General features: G+C 48.3%; 14 protein-coding genes and 3 tRNA genes. 7 read left to right on the forward strand and 10 right to left on the reverse strand.

All coding sequences use genetic code 11. From position 1 onward, the window contains the following. Positions 1 to 129 precede the first annotated feature (129 nt). The 5 genes from DET_RS03695 to DET_RS03715 all read left to right on the forward strand — a co-directional run bounded on the left by DET_RS03695 (position 130) and on the right by DET_RS03715 (position 4847). On the forward strand, positions 130 to 711 hold the full coding sequence (locus DET_RS03695; protein ID WP_010936447.1) for a hypothetical protein: 582 nt from the start codon (positions 130 to 132) through the stop codon (positions 709 to 711). Then, positions 674 to 1009, forward strand: coding sequence for a hypothetical protein (locus DET_RS03700; RefSeq protein ID WP_041223348.1), 336 nt, complete (start codon positions 674 to 676; stop codon positions 1007 to 1009). Before DET_RS03695 ends, DET_RS03700 begins: the two co-directional genes overlap by 38 nt. A 76-nt stretch (positions 1010 to 1085) precedes the next feature. After that, a complete protein-coding gene (gene aspS / locus DET_RS03705) occupies positions 1086 to 2882 on the forward strand; it encodes an aspartate--tRNA ligase (protein ID WP_010936450.1) in 1797 nt (598 codons plus the stop codon). A gap of 19 nt (positions 2883 to 2901) precedes the next feature. Continuing rightward, positions 2902 to 4248 carry a trigger factor gene (tig, locus tag DET_RS03710; protein ID WP_010936451.1) on the forward strand — a complete coding sequence of 449 codons (1347 nt, stop codon included), beginning with the start codon at positions 2902 to 2904 and terminating at the stop codon, positions 4246 to 4248. Next, complete coding sequence (locus tag DET_RS03715) at positions 4245 to 4847, forward strand: ATP-dependent Clp protease proteolytic subunit (RefSeq protein ID WP_010936452.1); 603 nt, start codon at positions 4245 to 4247, stop codon at positions 4845 to 4847. Before tig ends, DET_RS03715 begins: the two co-directional genes overlap by 4 nt. Positions 4848 to 4929: 82 nt before the next feature. Here the strand turns inward: DET_RS03715 and DET_RS03720 are convergent, their stop codons facing one another. The 10 genes from DET_RS03720 to DET_RS03770 all read right to left on the reverse strand — a co-directional run bounded on the left by DET_RS03720 (position 4930) and on the right by DET_RS03770 (position 13571). Continuing rightward, positions 4930 to 5916, reverse strand: a complete 987-nt coding sequence (locus tag DET_RS03720; RefSeq protein ID WP_010936453.1) for a carbohydrate kinase family protein — start codon at positions 5914 to 5916, stop codon at positions 4930 to 4932. A 1-nt stretch (position 5917) separates the two neighbouring features. Continuing rightward, positions 5918 to 6739: a phosphoribosylglycinamide formyltransferase gene (locus DET_RS03725; protein WP_010936454.1), complete on the reverse strand. Its 822-nt coding sequence runs from the start codon at positions 6737 to 6739 to the stop codon at positions 5918 to 5920. A 2-nt stretch (positions 6740 to 6741) separates the two neighbouring features. Continuing rightward, positions 6742 to 7401 (reverse strand): PHP-associated domain-containing protein, encoded by a 660-nt coding sequence (locus tag DET_RS03735; protein ID WP_010936455.1) that lies wholly within the window; start codon positions 7399 to 7401, stop codon positions 6742 to 6744. A 2-nt stretch (positions 7402 to 7403) separates the two neighbouring features. Next, the gene (gene efp, locus DET_RS03740) at positions 7404 to 7964 is read right to left on the reverse strand and encodes an elongation factor P (protein ID WP_010936456.1); all 561 of its coding nucleotides are present in this window, start codon (positions 7962 to 7964) and stop codon (positions 7404 to 7406) included. A 15-nt stretch (positions 7965 to 7979) separates the two neighbouring features. Next, complete coding sequence (locus DET_RS03745; RefSeq protein ID WP_010936457.1) at positions 7980 to 9068, reverse strand: M24 family metallopeptidase; 1089 nt, start codon at positions 9066 to 9068, stop codon at positions 7980 to 7982. Continuing rightward, the gene (gene xerC, locus DET_RS03750) at positions 9065 to 9988 is read right to left on the reverse strand and encodes a tyrosine recombinase XerC (RefSeq protein WP_010936458.1); all 924 of its coding nucleotides are present in this window, start codon (positions 9986 to 9988) and stop codon (positions 9065 to 9067) included. Before xerC ends, DET_RS03745 begins: the two co-directional genes overlap by 4 nt. After that, positions 9989 to 12100, reverse strand: coding sequence for a type I DNA topoisomerase (topA, locus tag DET_RS03755; protein WP_010936459.1), 2112 nt, complete (start codon positions 12098 to 12100; stop codon positions 9989 to 9991). 6 nt (positions 12101 to 12106) lie between these two features. Next, on the reverse strand, positions 12107 to 13228 hold the full coding sequence (dprA, locus tag DET_RS03760) for a DNA-processing protein DprA (RefSeq protein WP_041223449.1): 1122 nt from the start codon (positions 13226 to 13228) through the stop codon (positions 12107 to 12109). A 129-nt stretch (positions 13229 to 13357) separates the two neighbouring features. After that, positions 13358 to 13447, reverse strand: a tRNA-Ser gene (locus DET_RS03765). 34 nt (positions 13448 to 13481) lie between these two features. After that, positions 13482 to 13571: transfer RNA gene (locus DET_RS03770), tRNA-Ser, on the reverse strand. Positions 13572 to 13942: 371 nt separating this feature from the next. Between DET_RS03770 and DET_RS03775 the strand changes: the two genes are divergently transcribed. Both DET_RS03775 and DET_RS03780 read left to right on the forward strand, forming a co-directional pair. Beyond that, a complete protein-coding gene (locus tag DET_RS03775; RefSeq protein ID WP_041223349.1) occupies positions 13943 to 15217 on the forward strand; it encodes a cation:proton antiporter in 1275 nt (424 codons plus the stop codon). A gap of 35 nt (positions 15218 to 15252) precedes the next feature. Then, positions 15253 to 15324, forward strand: a tRNA-Arg gene (locus DET_RS03780). Positions 15325 to 15343: the final 19 nt, after the last annotated feature.

Here is a 15343-nt window from a genome sequence, read left to right on the forward strand (position 1 = left end):
AATACTCCCCGTAAAATCTTTAAAAGGTACTGAACCCAGTATATCAGACAGCCCCTTTTTTGCAATGATTTAAGTATAGAAAATGGTAATACGAAAGGCTTTTCCTGCCGGTTCTGGTATAATAAAAAAATGCACGAACTATTGCCCTTTTACGGCAAACGCCAGAAGTCATTTCTGAAGTGGTATATGCGTCTGGCATCACTCAGCCGCTGGCCGCTTGCAGGCGGTCTGGTAAAGAAATATGCCAACCATTATGCCCGCAAACAGCATGGCGGGTATTTGCTGAATCTGTCCGAAGCCAAAGAGATACTGGACATGTCCGAAAATATTTATCTCGGCCCGTGCAGCTGCCGTGAGGTTTTTAAAAACTGTGATGCCCCGGTTATGGCGGAGATTATAATAGGGGCGGGCGGGCATGTCTACCGGGATACACTTGGAAAGTTTAAGCCCATCAGCCGTGAGCAGGCACTGGAGGTTATTATATCCTGCCAGCAGGCCGGGCTGATGACCACCCTGGTACACTGCAAAGAGCATTTTTATTCTATCTGCAACTGCTGCCGCTGCTGCTGTGTGCCGTACCGTCTAAAGCACCAGTACGGCATAGAGTTTGCCTTGGTAAGGGATAAAAATATTGTTAACCGTTTTGCACAGTTTCTAAAGGAGGAAGGCCTGCATGGAGTACCGGAAAATATACAGCCGCCTAAAACCTGAGCTTCTTTTTGATACCCTTAAAGACTTAATTACCAAACATGGCGGGCATCTGGAAAGTGCCAGCAGTGACAATTACTCTGTAACCGACTCTTCTTCAGATTTCATTTTCAAAGGAACTATGGTCTTCAGCCGGGTGAAAAACAGCTCTGCTGCCTGTGCCAGTGTGTATGTAATGGGGTCTGAACGTAAGGACAGCCGGGTAATACTGGATATAGAGCCGGGTGCTTTCGGCGAGGCGGCTGTAAAATGCCTGCTGGATGAGGTGGATTTTTTGCTGGGCGAATACGAAAAAAAATAGCTTTCAGCGTTTGAACAAACACAATGTATAGGATATAATCTTTTCTAATTGTCTTGACTAAATTTAGAAGGTGCGCATGCTTAAAACTCATAGCTGTGCCTTAACTCAGGAAAATATTGGCACTGAAGTTACTCTGGCAGGTTGGGTACACCGCCGCCGAGACCATGGCGGGGTTATATTTATTGACCTTCGTGACCGGGAAGGCATTGTTCAGGTGGTATTTAACCCCGAACAGTCCGCTGCCTGTCTGGATATCGGTAAAGAACTGCGGAGTGAATATGTCCTGCAGGTAAAAGGCACTGTCAGCCACCGCCCGGCCGGTACGGAAAACAGCCGTATGCTCTCCGGTTTGGTGGAAGTGGTGGCGGAAGGTGCCAAAATCTTAAATACAGCCAAAACCCCGCCCTTTTATATTAACGAAGAGGTAGAGGTGGACGAGAGCTTAAGGCTCAAGTACCGCTATCTGGATATACGCCGCCAGGGCATGAAAAACAACCTGATTATCCGCCATAAAACTGTCAGCTTTATGAGGCAGTTTTTAAATGACCGGGGTTTTATAGAGATTGAAACCCCCATTCTGATTAAAAGCACGCCTGAGGGGGCGCGTGACTATCTGGTTCCCTCCCGCTTGTTTCCGGGGCAGTTTTTTGCCTTGCCCCAGTCTCCCCAGCAGTTAAAACAGCTGCTTATGGTGGCGGGTATGGAAAAATACTATCAGGTAGCCCGCTGTTTCCGTGATGAAGACTTAAGGGCAGACCGCCAGCCGGAATTTACCCAGCTTGATATGGAAATGAGCTTTGTTGACGAAAATGATATGATGCAGCTCATGGAAGACCTGTTTACCGGGCTGGTAGCCAGTGTCCGCCCGGATATGAAATATAATAAAAAGTTTCCCCGTATCAGCTTTGCTGATGCTATGGAGAAATACGGCTGTGACAAGCCTGACCTTCGCTTCGGTATGGAACTGGCAGATATTACCGATATCGGCGCTTCTTCGGCTTTCGGTGTTTTTAAAAATGTGGCTGCCCAGGGCGGAGCTATCAAAGCCATTTCCGCTCCCGGTTGCGGCGGGTACAACAAGAGCCAGCAGGAAGAACTGATAAATCTGGCTAAGAAGTACGGGGCGGCCGGTTTGGTACCCATTTCACTGGGTGCGGAAAGCGGGGAGCTTAAAGATTTGACTATGGAAATGGTTAAATCGGTATCTGCCAAGTACCTTACTCTGGAAGAAATCAAAACCATAGCCGAACGCAGCGGGGCTAAGCCGGGTGGCCTTATTTTGATTGTGGCCGGTGCCCGTAAAATGGTGAACAGCGTACTGGGTGAAATGAGAAACCATCTGGCTGCAAAGCTTGATTTATGTGATAAAAATGAACTCAGTTTTGCCTTTGTGGTAGATTTCCCTCTCTTCCAGTGGGATGAGGAAGGCAAACGCTGGGATTCGGTTCATCACCCCTTTACCGCTCCGCTTGAGTCTGACCTGCCCCTTATGGATACCGACCCCGCCAGGGTAGGCAGCCGGGCTTATGACGTGGTTTGCAACGGCTATGAGATTGCCGGCGGCAGTATCAGAATCCACCAGGCAGACCTGCAGAGGAAAGTATTCCATCTGCTGGGGTATAATAACGAGCAGATAGATGAACGCTTCGGCCACCTGCTGGAAGCTTTTGAATTCGGGGCTCCCCCCCATGGAGGTGTTGCCCCCGGTATAGACCGCTTTGTAATGCTGCTGGCAGGGGAAACTTCCATACGTGAAGTCATACCCTTCCCCAAGAATCAGGCCGCTCAGGACCTTCTGTTTGGGGCTCCGTCAGTGGTAGATGACAAGCAAATAAGGGATTTACATATCCGTATTCAAACGGAAAAAGAATAGTTTTTTAGATTGAGGTGCCATGAAAGTAACAGATAAAAAGATAGAGGGCTGCCAGGCCAGCATAACGGTAGAGATGGATCCGGCTGAAGTTGAGGCGGGTCTGTCCAAAACTTACCGCCGTCTGGTAAAAAAGGTGGAAATTCCGGGTTTCCGCAAGGGTAAAACCCCCAGAGACGTGTTTGAAAAATACCTCGGCCGTGAAAAAATGCTGGATGAGGTAGTGGATGATATCGTCCCCGAAGCCTGCCAGCAGGCTATAAATGATGATGAGGAAATAAAACCCTTTGCCGCCCCCAAGATAGCCATGGTCACCACCGAACCTTTTGTATTTTCCGCCCGCATACCCCTGCCTCCGGTAGTGGAACTGGGTGATTATAAAACCATAAGAGCCGCTAAAGAAAAGGTGGAAATTACCGAAGAAAATATTGATACCGTTATAGACCAAGTACTCCACCAGAGAGCTACCTGGGAAAAAGCGGAGCGCCCTGTTAAAATGGGTGATATGCTGCTTATGAAAGTTGAGAGTACCCTGAACGGCGAACCTTATCTGAACCGTGAGGATATGCAGTATTCTGTCAGAGAAGAAGCTATTTATCCCGCCCCCGGTTTCGGTGAGCATCTGGTAGATATGGTAGTGGGCGAACCTAAAGAGTTTTCCATAGTTTTCCCCGAAGACCATGCCCGGGCGGAACTTGCCGGTAAGACAGCTGCTTTCAAGGTTACCATTCAGGAAATCAGGGAAGAAAAACTGCCTGAACTGAATGATGCCTTTGCCCACGAATTAAACCCTGAATTCAATACTCTGGCTGAGCTTCGCCAGCGTATCCGGGAGAATATGCAGGAAAGACAGGATGACCAGGCTCAGGCCAAGTTTGAAGACCAGATTGTTGAAGCTTTGATAAAAATGAGTAAAATAGATTATCCGGAAGTTATGGTGGAAACAGAGCTGGACCAGATAATTGAACAGCAGCTGCAGCGTCTGCAAAGCACTATAAAGAGCCCTGAAGAATTCCGGGCTACGCTTTCCCAGCTGAGTCCGGCAGATATGCAGCAGCGGTACCGCCCTCTGGCTGAGCAGCGGGTGGCATCTTCGCTGGCCCTGGGCAAACTGGCCACTACTGAAAATCTGATACCCAGTGACGAAGAAGTAGATGCCGAAATTGAAAGGCTTACCCAGGATTCCGGTGATAAAAAAGAAGAAGAAAAAGCTTTTTACAATAAGCCGGATACCAGAGATCGTCTTATTCAGCTCCTTACGGCCCGTAAGACCATGGCCTTTATAGATGAAATAGCCCTCCAGCCAGCTCTTGAGGCTGTTGAACCTAAATCTGATGAAGGTGAAAAAACAGAGGAGGCAGATAAATGATAAGCCCTGAAAACGTAGTACCTATGGTTATTGAAAGCAGCGCCAGAGGCGAACGCGCCTTTGACATTTATTCTCTGCTGCTAAAGGAAAGGATTATCTTTCTGGGTTCGCAAATAAATGACCAGGTAGCCAATCTGGTTATTGCCCAGCTATTGTTTCTTGACCGTGAAGACCCTGACAAGGACATAAGCCTTTATATTCACAGCCCCGGCGGCGTAATATCTGCCGGCCTTGCCATGTATGATACCATGCAGCTTATCCGGCCCAAAGTGTCCACCATTTGCGTGGGTGTGGCGGCTTCCATGGCTACAGTTTTGCTGTGTGCCGGTGCTAAGGGGAAACGCTATGCTCTGCCCAATGCCACCATCCATATGCATCAGGCTATGGGGGGTGCTCAGGGACAGGCCTCAGATATTGAAATTGCCGCCCGTGAGATTATGCGCCAGCAGGATATCCTCAGGAATATCCTGGTAAAACACACTGGCCAGCCTATGGAAAAAATTATCCATGACAGTGACCGTGATTATTACCTGAATGCCCAGCAGGCTGTGGAATACGGCCTGATAGATGAGATTTTGCAGAAACCCGAAAACAAATAGTTAATAACCGGTTGTTTCGTATCTAAAAGAAAAACGCCCCTTCGTAACAGAGGGGGCGTTTTTCTTTCAGCCAGATAATGAATCAGCTGGTAAAATAGTGCATACCAAAGCGCTCCTTCAGCGCCTCAAGGTCAGGCAGGCCTGAGCGGGCACCCAGCTTGCCTATACAGAAACGGGCAGAAATATCCCCCAGCAAACCGCATTCTTCAATAGGCTTTTCTTCCATAAGCCCGAACAGGAAACCTGTAGTAAACGCATCTGCCGCGCCGATTGTATCCACTACTGTGCGGATATCTTTCCTGAGGCTGACGGTTGACTCCATATGGCATTCGTGGTCTTTGTCCCGTATGTAAGTCTGCAGGGTTATTTTGCCTTTTCGCTGGAAGCGGCGGCTCTCACCCAAAGTCACTACCACGTGTTCACACCCGCTGCGGATACACATATCTGTCGCCCGCTGATAGTTTTTCTGGGTCATTTTTTCTATATCCTGCTGGTTGGTAAAAAGGGCATTGGTGCGGGAAAGTATGGGGGCAAGCTTTTTAATCCCCTGGGCGGCAAAAAGAGACCCCGGTGAGAAACTGAAAAGTATATCCGGTGCCAGCCGTTCCGCTATTTCATGGCACAGGGCAAACTCATTCTGGTTAAAAAAGGTGGACATATGCACCAGCTTGGCCTGGCTTAGGTATTCCAGATTTACATCAGAAAGGTCAAGGTAGTTATTGGCGCCGGGATTGACGTAAGTTGAGCGGCGTCCTGAAGATTCGCTAAGCGAAACCACAGAGCCGGTTTGGGCTTCATTTTTTACTAACAGGTAACGGTTATCTATACCCGCATTTTCAAAATCACTAATCAGCAGATTGCCGTCAGGGTCATTTCCCACGGCCCCTATGAAGCCGCATTTTAATCCCAGACGGGATAACCCGTGTATGGTATTGGCACCCGAACCGCCGGGAAACGAGGCAGATTCAGTAACCACGCATTCTCCGTCATGGAGTATCTGTTCCACAGTGTATATATGGTCCACATGCACCGCCCCCAGGCCGATAGCCTCAAGACGATAAGCAGTCATATCATTCTCTCCCCTGAATTATGCGGTCAATTTCGCTGCTCAGGTCGTATCCCGCTATGGCCTGGCCGCGGTTATCCGTAATTTGTCCCTTGCATATATTAACCCGCTCTTCGCTTATGGCTTTTATACTGCGGACTATAAGCGGCAGTTCACGGATAGTGCCCTGATGGCGGATAGCTTTGAAGAGGGCATTTTCTTCCCCTTCTTCCGCTTTTATTTCAGCTGCCGTCCGCCCTGAAATACTATCCCACAGCGGTTTGAAGGCCTCTGCCTGAATAGAAAAGCGGCAATAGCTGACCACTGGCCCTCTGTCCAGTTCAGGTGTTACCAAATGTATCATAGCCCCGGTCTCGGCAGCCTTTTGCTGGATAAGCTCCCAGATGACCTCTTTCCAGGTGCCTTTTGGTCCCCAGGGGGTGGCGGGGTGCAGATTGATGATGTTATACCGGCTGCACATTTCCGGCCCCATTATCAGCATATAGCCGGCCAGTACGCATAACTGGGGATTATACGGCCTAAGGCGTTTTAAGACTTCGCTGTCATAGTCCAGTCTCCACTGGGGCAGGCTGCCGCCGGGAGTTTCGTCACTGCCGTTTACCTTGGCCTTATATTTCTGGTAGGAAAAGGTAATAAGCGGTATATTATGGCTTTTTACCAGTTCAAAAAAAGCGTCTGTTTCGGCTGATTCGCCGGGGTCGCGGCTGCAAAAGACAAAACTTATTTTGGCTTTAAGCTCTCCCGTTTGGATGCTGTCCAGTACGGCAGTCAGCAGATTGCGTGACCCCTTGCCTCTGGCGGTTGAAAACCAGCCCAGTTCAAACATGCTTATTTCTCCGGTTTGATATATTTGGAAAGTTTGCGAATCAGCGCCCGTATCCGTACCATGCGGTTCTGGCGGCCGGTTATCCGCCCCTGCCTGAGGGCGGCTATAAATTCTTTGGGGGTATTGAAATCAGGCATGGTAACGTAGGTAGTGCCTATTTCGGGCAGGGTATGGGAATCTGTGCCGGCACTTGTGGGCAGGTCATACTGTTTGGCCAGTTTGCGGGCTTTTTTAAGGCTTCCGTTCAGCAGGGTGCGGGAGTTAAATACCTCCAGCACGTCTATTTTCCCTTCGGAAGCCAGCCTTTCCAGTTCCGAATCTATCAGAGCCGAACCCCTTAGCTTGTCATAAGGGTGGGGAATGCAGACCAGAGCGCCCTGGGCTTTTATCCGGGATACACATTCGTCTACTGATATTCCGCTGGGTATGCTCTCCTTGAGAAACATACCCATAATCTCTCCGTGGGGGGTAAGCACTTCCTCAGAGACTATTATTTTGATGGGGCTGTTTTTAGCCAGCATTAAAGCTCCCTCGGCTGTGCCGTGGTCACACACAGAAATGCAGTTTATGCCTTTTTCAAGACACCTCTTTATCAAATCTTCGGGTTTGGTATTTGAGTCCATAGAATAATTGGTATGGACGTGTAAATCAGCTTTTAACATTACTAATTGGTTGCCTTTCCCAGATATTGGCCGCTGCGGGTGTCTACCCTGATTAGGTCTTCGTTATTTATAAATAAGGGCACCTGTACCACCAGTCCCGTTTCCAAAGTAGCCGGTTTGGTAGTGGTGGCGGCGGTGTCACCCTTAAAACCCGGTTCGGTATGGGCAATTTTCAGGTTAACCGATGCCGGCAGCTCAACCCCGATGGCTTCTTCCTGAAAGGTCATTACCCTGACACTGCCGTTTTCCAGCAGGTAGTTGACAGCGTCACCCAAGACACTTTTATTTAGAGCTATCTGCTCAAAAGTTTTATCATCCATAAAATGGTAAACGTTTTCGTCATTATATAAAAATTGCATATGGCGGTATTCCAGATTTACCAGATTGAACTTTTCGTCTGACTGAAAGGTTTGTTCCATAGTATGCCCGTCCCGTATGTCTTTGAGTTTCAGACGGAGCAGGGCAGTGTGTTTCATCTTGACATGTTGGATATCCATGACCTGAAACAGGCCGTTTTCCTGTTGGATGATGCAGCTTTTCTTTAATTCGTTTCCAGTGGCCATATAAACCTTTCTTCTTTAAATATAGGGGTTTTGTTTATCTGATTTTGAGAGCAATTCTATTTTACCATTTTTAAGGGTGCAGGTATCTTCTATACGGATGCCTCCCCAGCCCGGCAGGTATATGCCCGGCTCTATGCTGAAAACCATTCCGTCTTCAAGTATATCCGTACTTCTGGGGCTGAGGCGGGGTGCTTCATGCACCTCCAGTCCCACCCCGTGTCCCAGACTATGCCCGAAATTGGCACCGTAGCCGGCTTTTTCAATAACATCTCTGGCTATAGTATCAGCCTCCTGTCCGGTCATTCCGGAGGTGATTTGGTCTATGGCTTTTTGCTGGGCGGCCAGAACTATATCATATATTTTCTTAAATTGGCTATCCGCTTTCCCCTGTAATACAGTTCTGGTCATGTCACTGGCGTACCAGTTTACTTTTGCCCCGTAGTCCATGAGCAGGGGCTGTCCGTAAACCACAGCGGCCGGGCGGGTTCGGGCATGGGGCAGGGCGGAGTTTGCCCCGGTAGCGGCAATAACCTCAAACGGCATAGACTGGCTGCCGTGGTTTCGCATAAATTTCTCAAGTTCCCAGGCCAGTTGCTGTTCGGTTATACCCGGTTTTAGCAGGGAGGGCAGGGCGGAGAAAGCGGCATCACCAATGGCGGCGGCCTGTTTGATAGCGTCTATTTCTTTTTCAGATTTTATCTGCCGCAGTTTGCCTGCCAAGTCTGCTGTTTCTGTAAGTAAAATATCTAAACCGCCTTTGCTGAGTGCGGTCTTTAGTTTGCTGTATTCTTCAAAAGTAATATAGAAAGATTCAAAACCCAGACGGCGGATATGTTCGGAGCTTAACAGTTCGGGCAGCCAGCGGGACATTCCGTTAGTAACTTTACATAAGGTATATTCAGGGGATTCATTTTCCGCTTGCTCGTAGTAACGAAAATCCACCGCAATAAAGGCATGTGTCTGGGTGATAAGCAGATGGCCTTCGCCGCCGGTAAAGCCGGACAGATAAAAAATATTTTCAGGTTTGGACACCAACAGGCCATCCAGCTCATTTTCGGCCATAAGCTTTCGCAGGAGTGCAAGCCGGGTGTTTAACTGTTTCATTCGTCTTCACTCCCCGAAATATCATTCTGCGGTTTGGCCAGCGGGTGGCTGGACATATAGACTTTGCGGGCTTGGCTTTTGGTAACATGGGTATATATCTGGGTAGTAGAAAGGTTTGAGTGGCCGAGTAGCTCCTGTACTACCCTTAAGTCTGCCCCGCCGTCCAGCAGGTGAGTGGCAAAGGTATGGCGCAGCATGTGGGGGTGTACGTGTTTTTCAATACCGGCTTGGTGTGCCAATTTATCCAGCCTTTCCTGAAAACTGCGGGCACTCAGTCTGCCGCCGTTTGGATTAAGGAATAAAGCCGGAGTATTCCGCTTGCCTTTCAGCAAAGGTCTGCCCAGGTTTAGATAGGTTTGGATTGACTGGATTGCAGGCAGACCCATCAGAACTATGCGTTCTTTAGACCCTTTGCCCCAGACCCGTATCTGGTGGGAGTGCAAATCCAGGTTTTCTATATCCAGTTTGACCAGCTCACTCACCCGCAGGCCGCTGGCATAAAGCAGCTCCATAAATGCTTTGTCCCGCAAACCCTGGGGGGTGGAGGAATCAGGTATCCGCAGCAGTTTATTAACTTCAGCGGTAGTCAGAAACTCCGGCAGGCGTTTATCCAGACGGGGGCTGGAGGCATTTAGGGTGGGGTTTTTCTGAATAAGACCTTCCCGCATAAGGTAACGGTAAAAAGAACGTACAGCTGAAAGTTTACGGGCGATACTGCCCTTAACAATCCCTTTTTCTATCAGGCTGGACATATAATCCCGCAAAATATAGCGGTCTACCTTGTCAAAAGAACTCACTTTTTTTTCAATCAGGTAGTTAACAAACCCAATCAAATCTGTGCGGTAGTTTCTAAGGGTATAAGCCGAAACATTTTTTTCTACCGTCAGATATTCAAGGTATTTGTTAAAATTCTCCTGCATTTAGCTTTCATCTTCAAGTTTTTTGCGTTTGCCGCACTTGGTGCATTTAGCCCAGTTCTTGCCGCTCTTGATCATAAGGGCGCCGCATTCCGGGCAGGGTTTGCTTAGCGGCTTGTAGAAAGATACAAATTTGCAGTTCGGGTAACCGGCACAGCCGTAAAATATCTTGCCCTTTTTGCTGTATTTTTCAACTATATCCGAATTGCACTCAGGGCATTTGGCACCTGTTTTTATCTGGTATGAGCGGGTATAACGGCAGCCGCCCTCTTCTTTGGTATAACGCGAGCAGGCAATAAATTTACCGAAACGCCCCCGTTTTACTACCAGCTTGGCATTGCATTCGGGGCAAAGCTCGTCCAGCTCTTCTTCCGGCGGTTTAATTTTTTCAATTTTTTCACTGGCGGCTTCTATCTCTTTTATAAAAGGTTCGTAGAACCGCCTGATTATAGGCACCCAGTCCAGTTTTTCAGTAGCTATTTTGTCCAGTTCGGTTTCCATGGCGGCCGTAAAATCTATACCGATAATATCCGGGAAATACTCTACCAGCAGGTCATTTACCAGCATTCCCAGTTCACTGGGTTTCAGGCTGCCTTTGAGCTTGGTAATGTATTCCCGTTCCTGTATTGTGGAAATAGTGGGGGCGTAGGTGCTGGGGCGGCCTATGCCGTATTGCTCCAGTGCCTTGATTAGCGTGGCCTCTGTATAACGGGGAGGAGGCTGGGTAAAATGCTGGCTGGCTTCCAGACTTTTCAGCTTCAGCTCTTCGCCTTCTTCCATGGGCGGTAGGCTGGACTGCGCCGCTTCCTCATCTTCGTCCTTGCCTTCTATATATACAATGGTAAAACCCGGAAAAGTATTTACCGAACTGGTGGTTCTAAGCAGGTAGCGGGTTTTTGAGGGCTGGTGTTTGGCCTCTATGTCTATTGTAGTATTATCAAAGACGGCCGGGCTCATCTGGCTGGCCATCATACGCTGCCAGATAAGCTGGTAAAGCTTGAACTGTTCGGTAGACAAGCTCTTTTTTATCAAGTCAGGGGTGCGGATTATACGGGTAGGGCGGATAGCTTCATGGGCTTCCTGTGCTCCCTTAACCTTGCTTGAAAATACTCTGGCCTGTTTGGGCAGGTAAGCCGGGCCGTATTTTTCACTTATATAATCACGGGTTTCGGCTACGGCGGTACGGGCTACGTTGGTAGAGTCAGTACGCATATAGGTAATAAGACCCACTTCCCCTTCGCCCTCTATATTCAGGCCTTCATACAGCTGCTGGGCTATCACCATGGTTTGCTTGGCTGAAAAATGGAGCTTCCGCCAGGCCTCCTGCTGAAGGGTGCTGGTAATAAAGGGGGCGGGGGACTGCCTGAGATTTGATTTCTTTTTTATCTTCAGTACCTGATAGTCAGATACTTCCAGTTCTTTTTTAATTTGTTCGGCTTCAGATTCGTTATGTATCTCCAGTTTGCCTTTGGTTACATAACCTGCCAGAGAAGCTTTGAAAGCGGCTGATTTAACCTTTTTATTCAGCAGGGCTTCTATATTCCAGTATTCGGCAGATACAAATTTTTCTATTTCCCGTTCGCGGTCAACAATTATTTTCAGGGAAACAGACTGCACCCGCCCGGCTGAAAGCCCCCGTTGTACCTTTCGCCAGAGCAGCGGGCTTAATTTGTAACCTACCAGCCGGTCAAGCACCCGCCGGGCCTGCTGGGCATTTACCAAATCCATATCCAGTTCGCGGGTGTTTTTAAAAGCCTTATCTATGGCTTCTTTGGTAATCTCGTGAAAGACTACCCGTTTGGGCTTAGCCAGATTTGCTTTGGTAACTTCGGATATATGCCAGGCAATAGCCTCACCTTCGCGGTCAGGGTCGGTAGCCAGGTAGATTGCCTTGGAATTTTTAACTGCGTCTTTGAGTTCCTTTATGACCTTGGCCTTGGCTTTTAAGGAGACATACTTGGGGGTAAAACTGTTTTCAACATCTACGCCCAGGGTGCTTTTGGGTAAATCCCGTATATGCCCCATGGTGGCCATAATATTAAAGTCTTTGCCCAGCATTTTGCTGATAGTACGGGCTTTGGCAGGTGACTCAACGATAACAAGTTTTTCTTTCATGACAGCTTAATTCATCTCCAGCTGGTAGATTTCTTTCTTTTCACGGGTGCGCACATAATTCATGCCTCCGGCAGAGCGGACCTGGCCTCTTAGTTCCATTATGGCCAAAGTGCTGCTGACCAAGGCTATCCCCAGGCCGCACTCACGGCAAAGCTGGTCAATATGTATTGGCTCATAGCCCAGTTTATCCAGTATCAGGCTTTCGGTCTGGTTTTCAGGTACAGCTTTGGTAGTGTTATCCGGCACTGAAAGCAGGCCTATATTCAGTTCTTCAAGGACATCTTTGGCGGAACAAACCAGCTTGGCTCCTTCCTGAATAAGACGGTTTGTTCCCACTGAAGCCGCTGATAGTATACTCCCCGGAACGGCAAAAATCTCGCGGTTTTGTTCAAGTGCAAAATTGGCGGTTATCACAGCCCCGCTGTTTTCTCCCGCTTCGGTTACCAGTATTCCGCGGCAAAGGCCTGAGAGTATACGGTTGCGGCGGGGGAAAAATTCGGGCCGGGGGCGGATTCCGGGCGGGTGTTCACTTACCAGGGCTCCGTTTTCAGCTATCTGGCGGGCAAGGCAGCTGTTTTCAGATGGATAAATTATATCCAGTCCGCAGCCGAAAACCGCAATGCTTCTGCCGCCGGCTTTAAGGGCGGCAGTATGGGCAACTGTATCTATTCCTCTGGCCAGACCGGAAACTATAGTCAGGCCTGATCGTGCCAGTGATTCGGCCAGTTCTTCGGTGGTCAGTTTGCCGTAGACGGTGGGCTGGCGGGTGCCCACTATCCCCAGACACAGTTCATCATTCCCCAAAAGCTGTCCCTTTACAAAAATAAGGGGAGGGTAATCATGTATTTGCTTAAGTCTGGCAGGGTAATCACTATCTGTATGGGTGAATACCTGAATATCGTGCCGCTTCAAAGTTTCAAGGGTTTTAGGCAGGTCTATTTTGGGGCGGGAAGCAACTATATTTTCCGCCAGAGAGTTATCAAGCCCGGCTGATACCAGCGCTTCCTTACCGGCGTGCCAGGCACTTTCCAGATTGCCGAAATAGCTTTCCAGCAGGTTCAGGCGCACCCGGCCGACCCCGTTTATATAACTGAATCCTATGGCGTATTTGCAGTCTTGGTTTTGCATCTTGTTCTTTGGGAATTCTAGCACAGGCACAATATCCAAACAATAAAACATTATTAAGGAAGAGATGCGCTGGCTGGACGGCAAAAAAATAGCCTTCAAAACTATGAAGGCTTTAGTGTTTAAATGTAATGGCGGAGAAGGTGGGATTCGAACCCACGGTCACCTTGCGGCGACACACGCTTTCCAGGCGTGCCTGATAGACCACTCCAGCACCTCTCCGTATTGTCTGCAAGTATTCTTTTATTAAACCCTGTGGCGGAGAGGGTGGGATTCGAACCCACGCTCCGCTTTCACGGAGACCGCTTTTCGAGAGCAGCACCATCAACCACTCGGACACCTCTCCGGAGGCTATATTTTACTTGAATGCAAGCAAAATTAAAAGCCAATCAGGAATGTATCCAAATGCAGGAGTAATGATATAATGAAACCCACCCCGAATTCAAATTTGTCTCATATATTTCCCGGATAGTATTGCCGGGTGTAAAGGTGCCAATGTTATTACGGGTATTCGTGGATGACGGATGAACTTATTGCTCATACCTGTGAAAAATTTAAACAAACAGGACGGACCGGGGTTTCTGACGGGCAGGCAGTCGGTAAAATTTATTCTTCTAAAATATATTTCCCTTTGGTTATTCTGCAATAGCAGCTCATAAATTAGATTATCAGCCGTATTTTTGCTAAAATAGATCAAATTATTCTTAAGTGACTGGTATGGAAACAGAAATCTATTTTAAATTTATACTCTCTTTTGGGCTTATTTTGCTTGTTGCCCGTTTGGGCGGAGCCTTTGCAGAACGCTTTCTGAAACAACCGGCAGTTATCGGTGAACTTTTGGCCGGTATTATCATCTCACCCTTTCTGCTGGGGCATTTCCTTTTTGCCAATGACCCGGTTATTTTGAACTTTGCCCTTATTGACGGGGTATTCAGCCAGAATGGTGAACATCTGAGCGAATTTGCCCCTATGGAAATTATTTCGCAGATAGCGGTTGTGGTTTTGCTGTTTGTGGCGGGTCTGGAAACAAACGTGGCCTCATTTATTAAAAACAGCTTTACCGGCGCTATGGTAGCCATTGGCGGGGTTGTTGTACCCTTTGCTTTGGGTGTCTTTGGCGCCATGTACTTTTTCCCTGATTTGCATATTGCCGGATGGCTCTTTATCGGTGCTATTCTGACTGCCACCAGCATCGGTATCACGGTACGCATACTAATGGATATGGGTAAACTCAGTTCCCGTGAGGGCACTATTATTCTGGTTGCCGCCGTGGTGGATGATATTATCGGTCTGGTCATTTTGTCTGTGGTTATTTCCATGGCTCAGAGCGGCAGTATCAATGCCTTAAGTGCTATAGGCACCGGTGTTATCGGCTTTGCAGTCTGGCTGGGTATACTTTTGCTGGGTGTGTACGGCCACAAATATATTTCAAAATATATACTTACCCCGTTTAAGGCCTCCGGCACTATGCCAGTCATGGCCTTGATTGTGGGTCTGTTGGTTTCCTATATGGTCACGCTGGTGGGTCTGCATCCGGTAGTTGGTGCTTATGTAGCCGGGCTTATGTTTGCTTCCACCGCGGAAAAAGAAGAAATACTCCATCAAACCCGCCCGATAATGCTTTTTATTGCCCCGTTCTTCTTTGCTTACCTGGGTATGCAGGTGGATTTGAAGGAAGTCTGGGCAGTAATTGTTCCGGCGCTGGTTATAGTTGTGCTGGCCATTATCGGCAAGATTATCGGCTGTTATTTTCCCGCCCGGTTTGTGGGCAAGACCAGTCATAAAGGTGCTTTGATTGTCGGTGTAGGTATGGTACCTAGAGGTGAAGTGGGTCTTATCGTAGCCGGGGCGGGACTTATTGCCGGGGCTATCACCCGTGACCTTTTCGGCATTGCGGTAGCTGTCAGTATTTTGACTACCCTCGTTATGCCCCTTATGATAAAACCTTTATTCAAACCTAAAGCTGAAGCTAACGGCAAAGAGCTTCCTTGAGTAAAAACATAGCTTAAGGTAAAATTGGGTACTATGCCTCTGTAGCTCAGTGGATAGAGCACCAGCCTCCGAAGCTGGTGGCGAGAGTTCGAGTCTCTCCAGGGGCACTTTTATAAAACGGGGAGG

This window comes from Dehalococcoides mccartyi 195 (assembly GCF_000011905.1).
GTDB classification, from domain to species: domain Bacteria; phylum Chloroflexota; class Dehalococcoidia; order Dehalococcoidales; family Dehalococcoidaceae; genus Dehalococcoides; species Dehalococcoides mccartyi.

Bases quoted from the DNA above. Each gene is read 5' to 3' on its own strand.
- DET_RS03695 (WP_010936447.1), top strand. From the start codon at position 130: ATGCACGAACTATTGCCCTTTTACGGCAAACGCCAGAAGTCATTTCTG.
- DET_RS03700 (WP_041223348.1), top strand. From the start codon at position 674: ATGGAGTACCGGAAAATATACAGCCGCCTAAAACCTGAGCTTCTTTTT.
- aspS (WP_010936450.1), top strand. From the start codon at position 1,086: ATGCTTAAAACTCATAGCTGTGCCTTAACTCAGGAAAATATTGGCACT.
- tig (WP_010936451.1), top strand. From the start codon at position 2,902: ATGAAAGTAACAGATAAAAAGATAGAGGGCTGCCAGGCCAGCATAACG.
- DET_RS03715 (WP_010936452.1), top strand. From the start codon at position 4,245: ATGATAAGCCCTGAAAACGTAGTACCTATGGTTATTGAAAGCAGCGCC.
- DET_RS03720 (WP_010936453.1), bottom strand. From the start codon at position 5,916: ATGACTGCTTATCGTCTTGAGGCTATCGGCCTGGGGGCGGTGCATGTG.
- DET_RS03725 (WP_010936454.1), bottom strand. From the start codon at position 6,739: ATGTTTGAACTGGGCTGGTTTTCAACCGCCAGAGGCAAGGGGTCACGC.
- DET_RS03735 (WP_010936455.1), bottom strand. From the start codon at position 7,401: ATGTTAAAAGCTGATTTACACGTCCATACCAATTATTCTATGGACTCA.
- efp (WP_010936456.1), bottom strand. From the start codon at position 7,964: ATGGCCACTGGAAACGAATTAAAGAAAAGCTGCATCATCCAACAGGAA.
- DET_RS03745 (WP_010936457.1), bottom strand. From the start codon at position 9,068: ATGAAACAGTTAAACACCCGGCTTGCACTCCTGCGAAAGCTTATGGCC.
- xerC (WP_010936458.1), bottom strand. From the start codon at position 9,988: ATGCAGGAGAATTTTAACAAATACCTTGAATATCTGACGGTAGAAAAA.
- topA (WP_010936459.1), bottom strand. From the start codon at position 12,100: ATGAAAGAAAAACTTGTTATCGTTGAGTCACCTGCCAAAGCCCGTACT.
- dprA (WP_041223449.1), bottom strand. From the start codon at position 13,228: ATGCAAAACCAAGACTGCAAATACGCCATAGGATTCAGTTATATAAAC.
- DET_RS03775 (WP_041223349.1), top strand. From the start codon at position 13,943: ATGGAAACAGAAATCTATTTTAAATTTATACTCTCTTTTGGGCTTATT.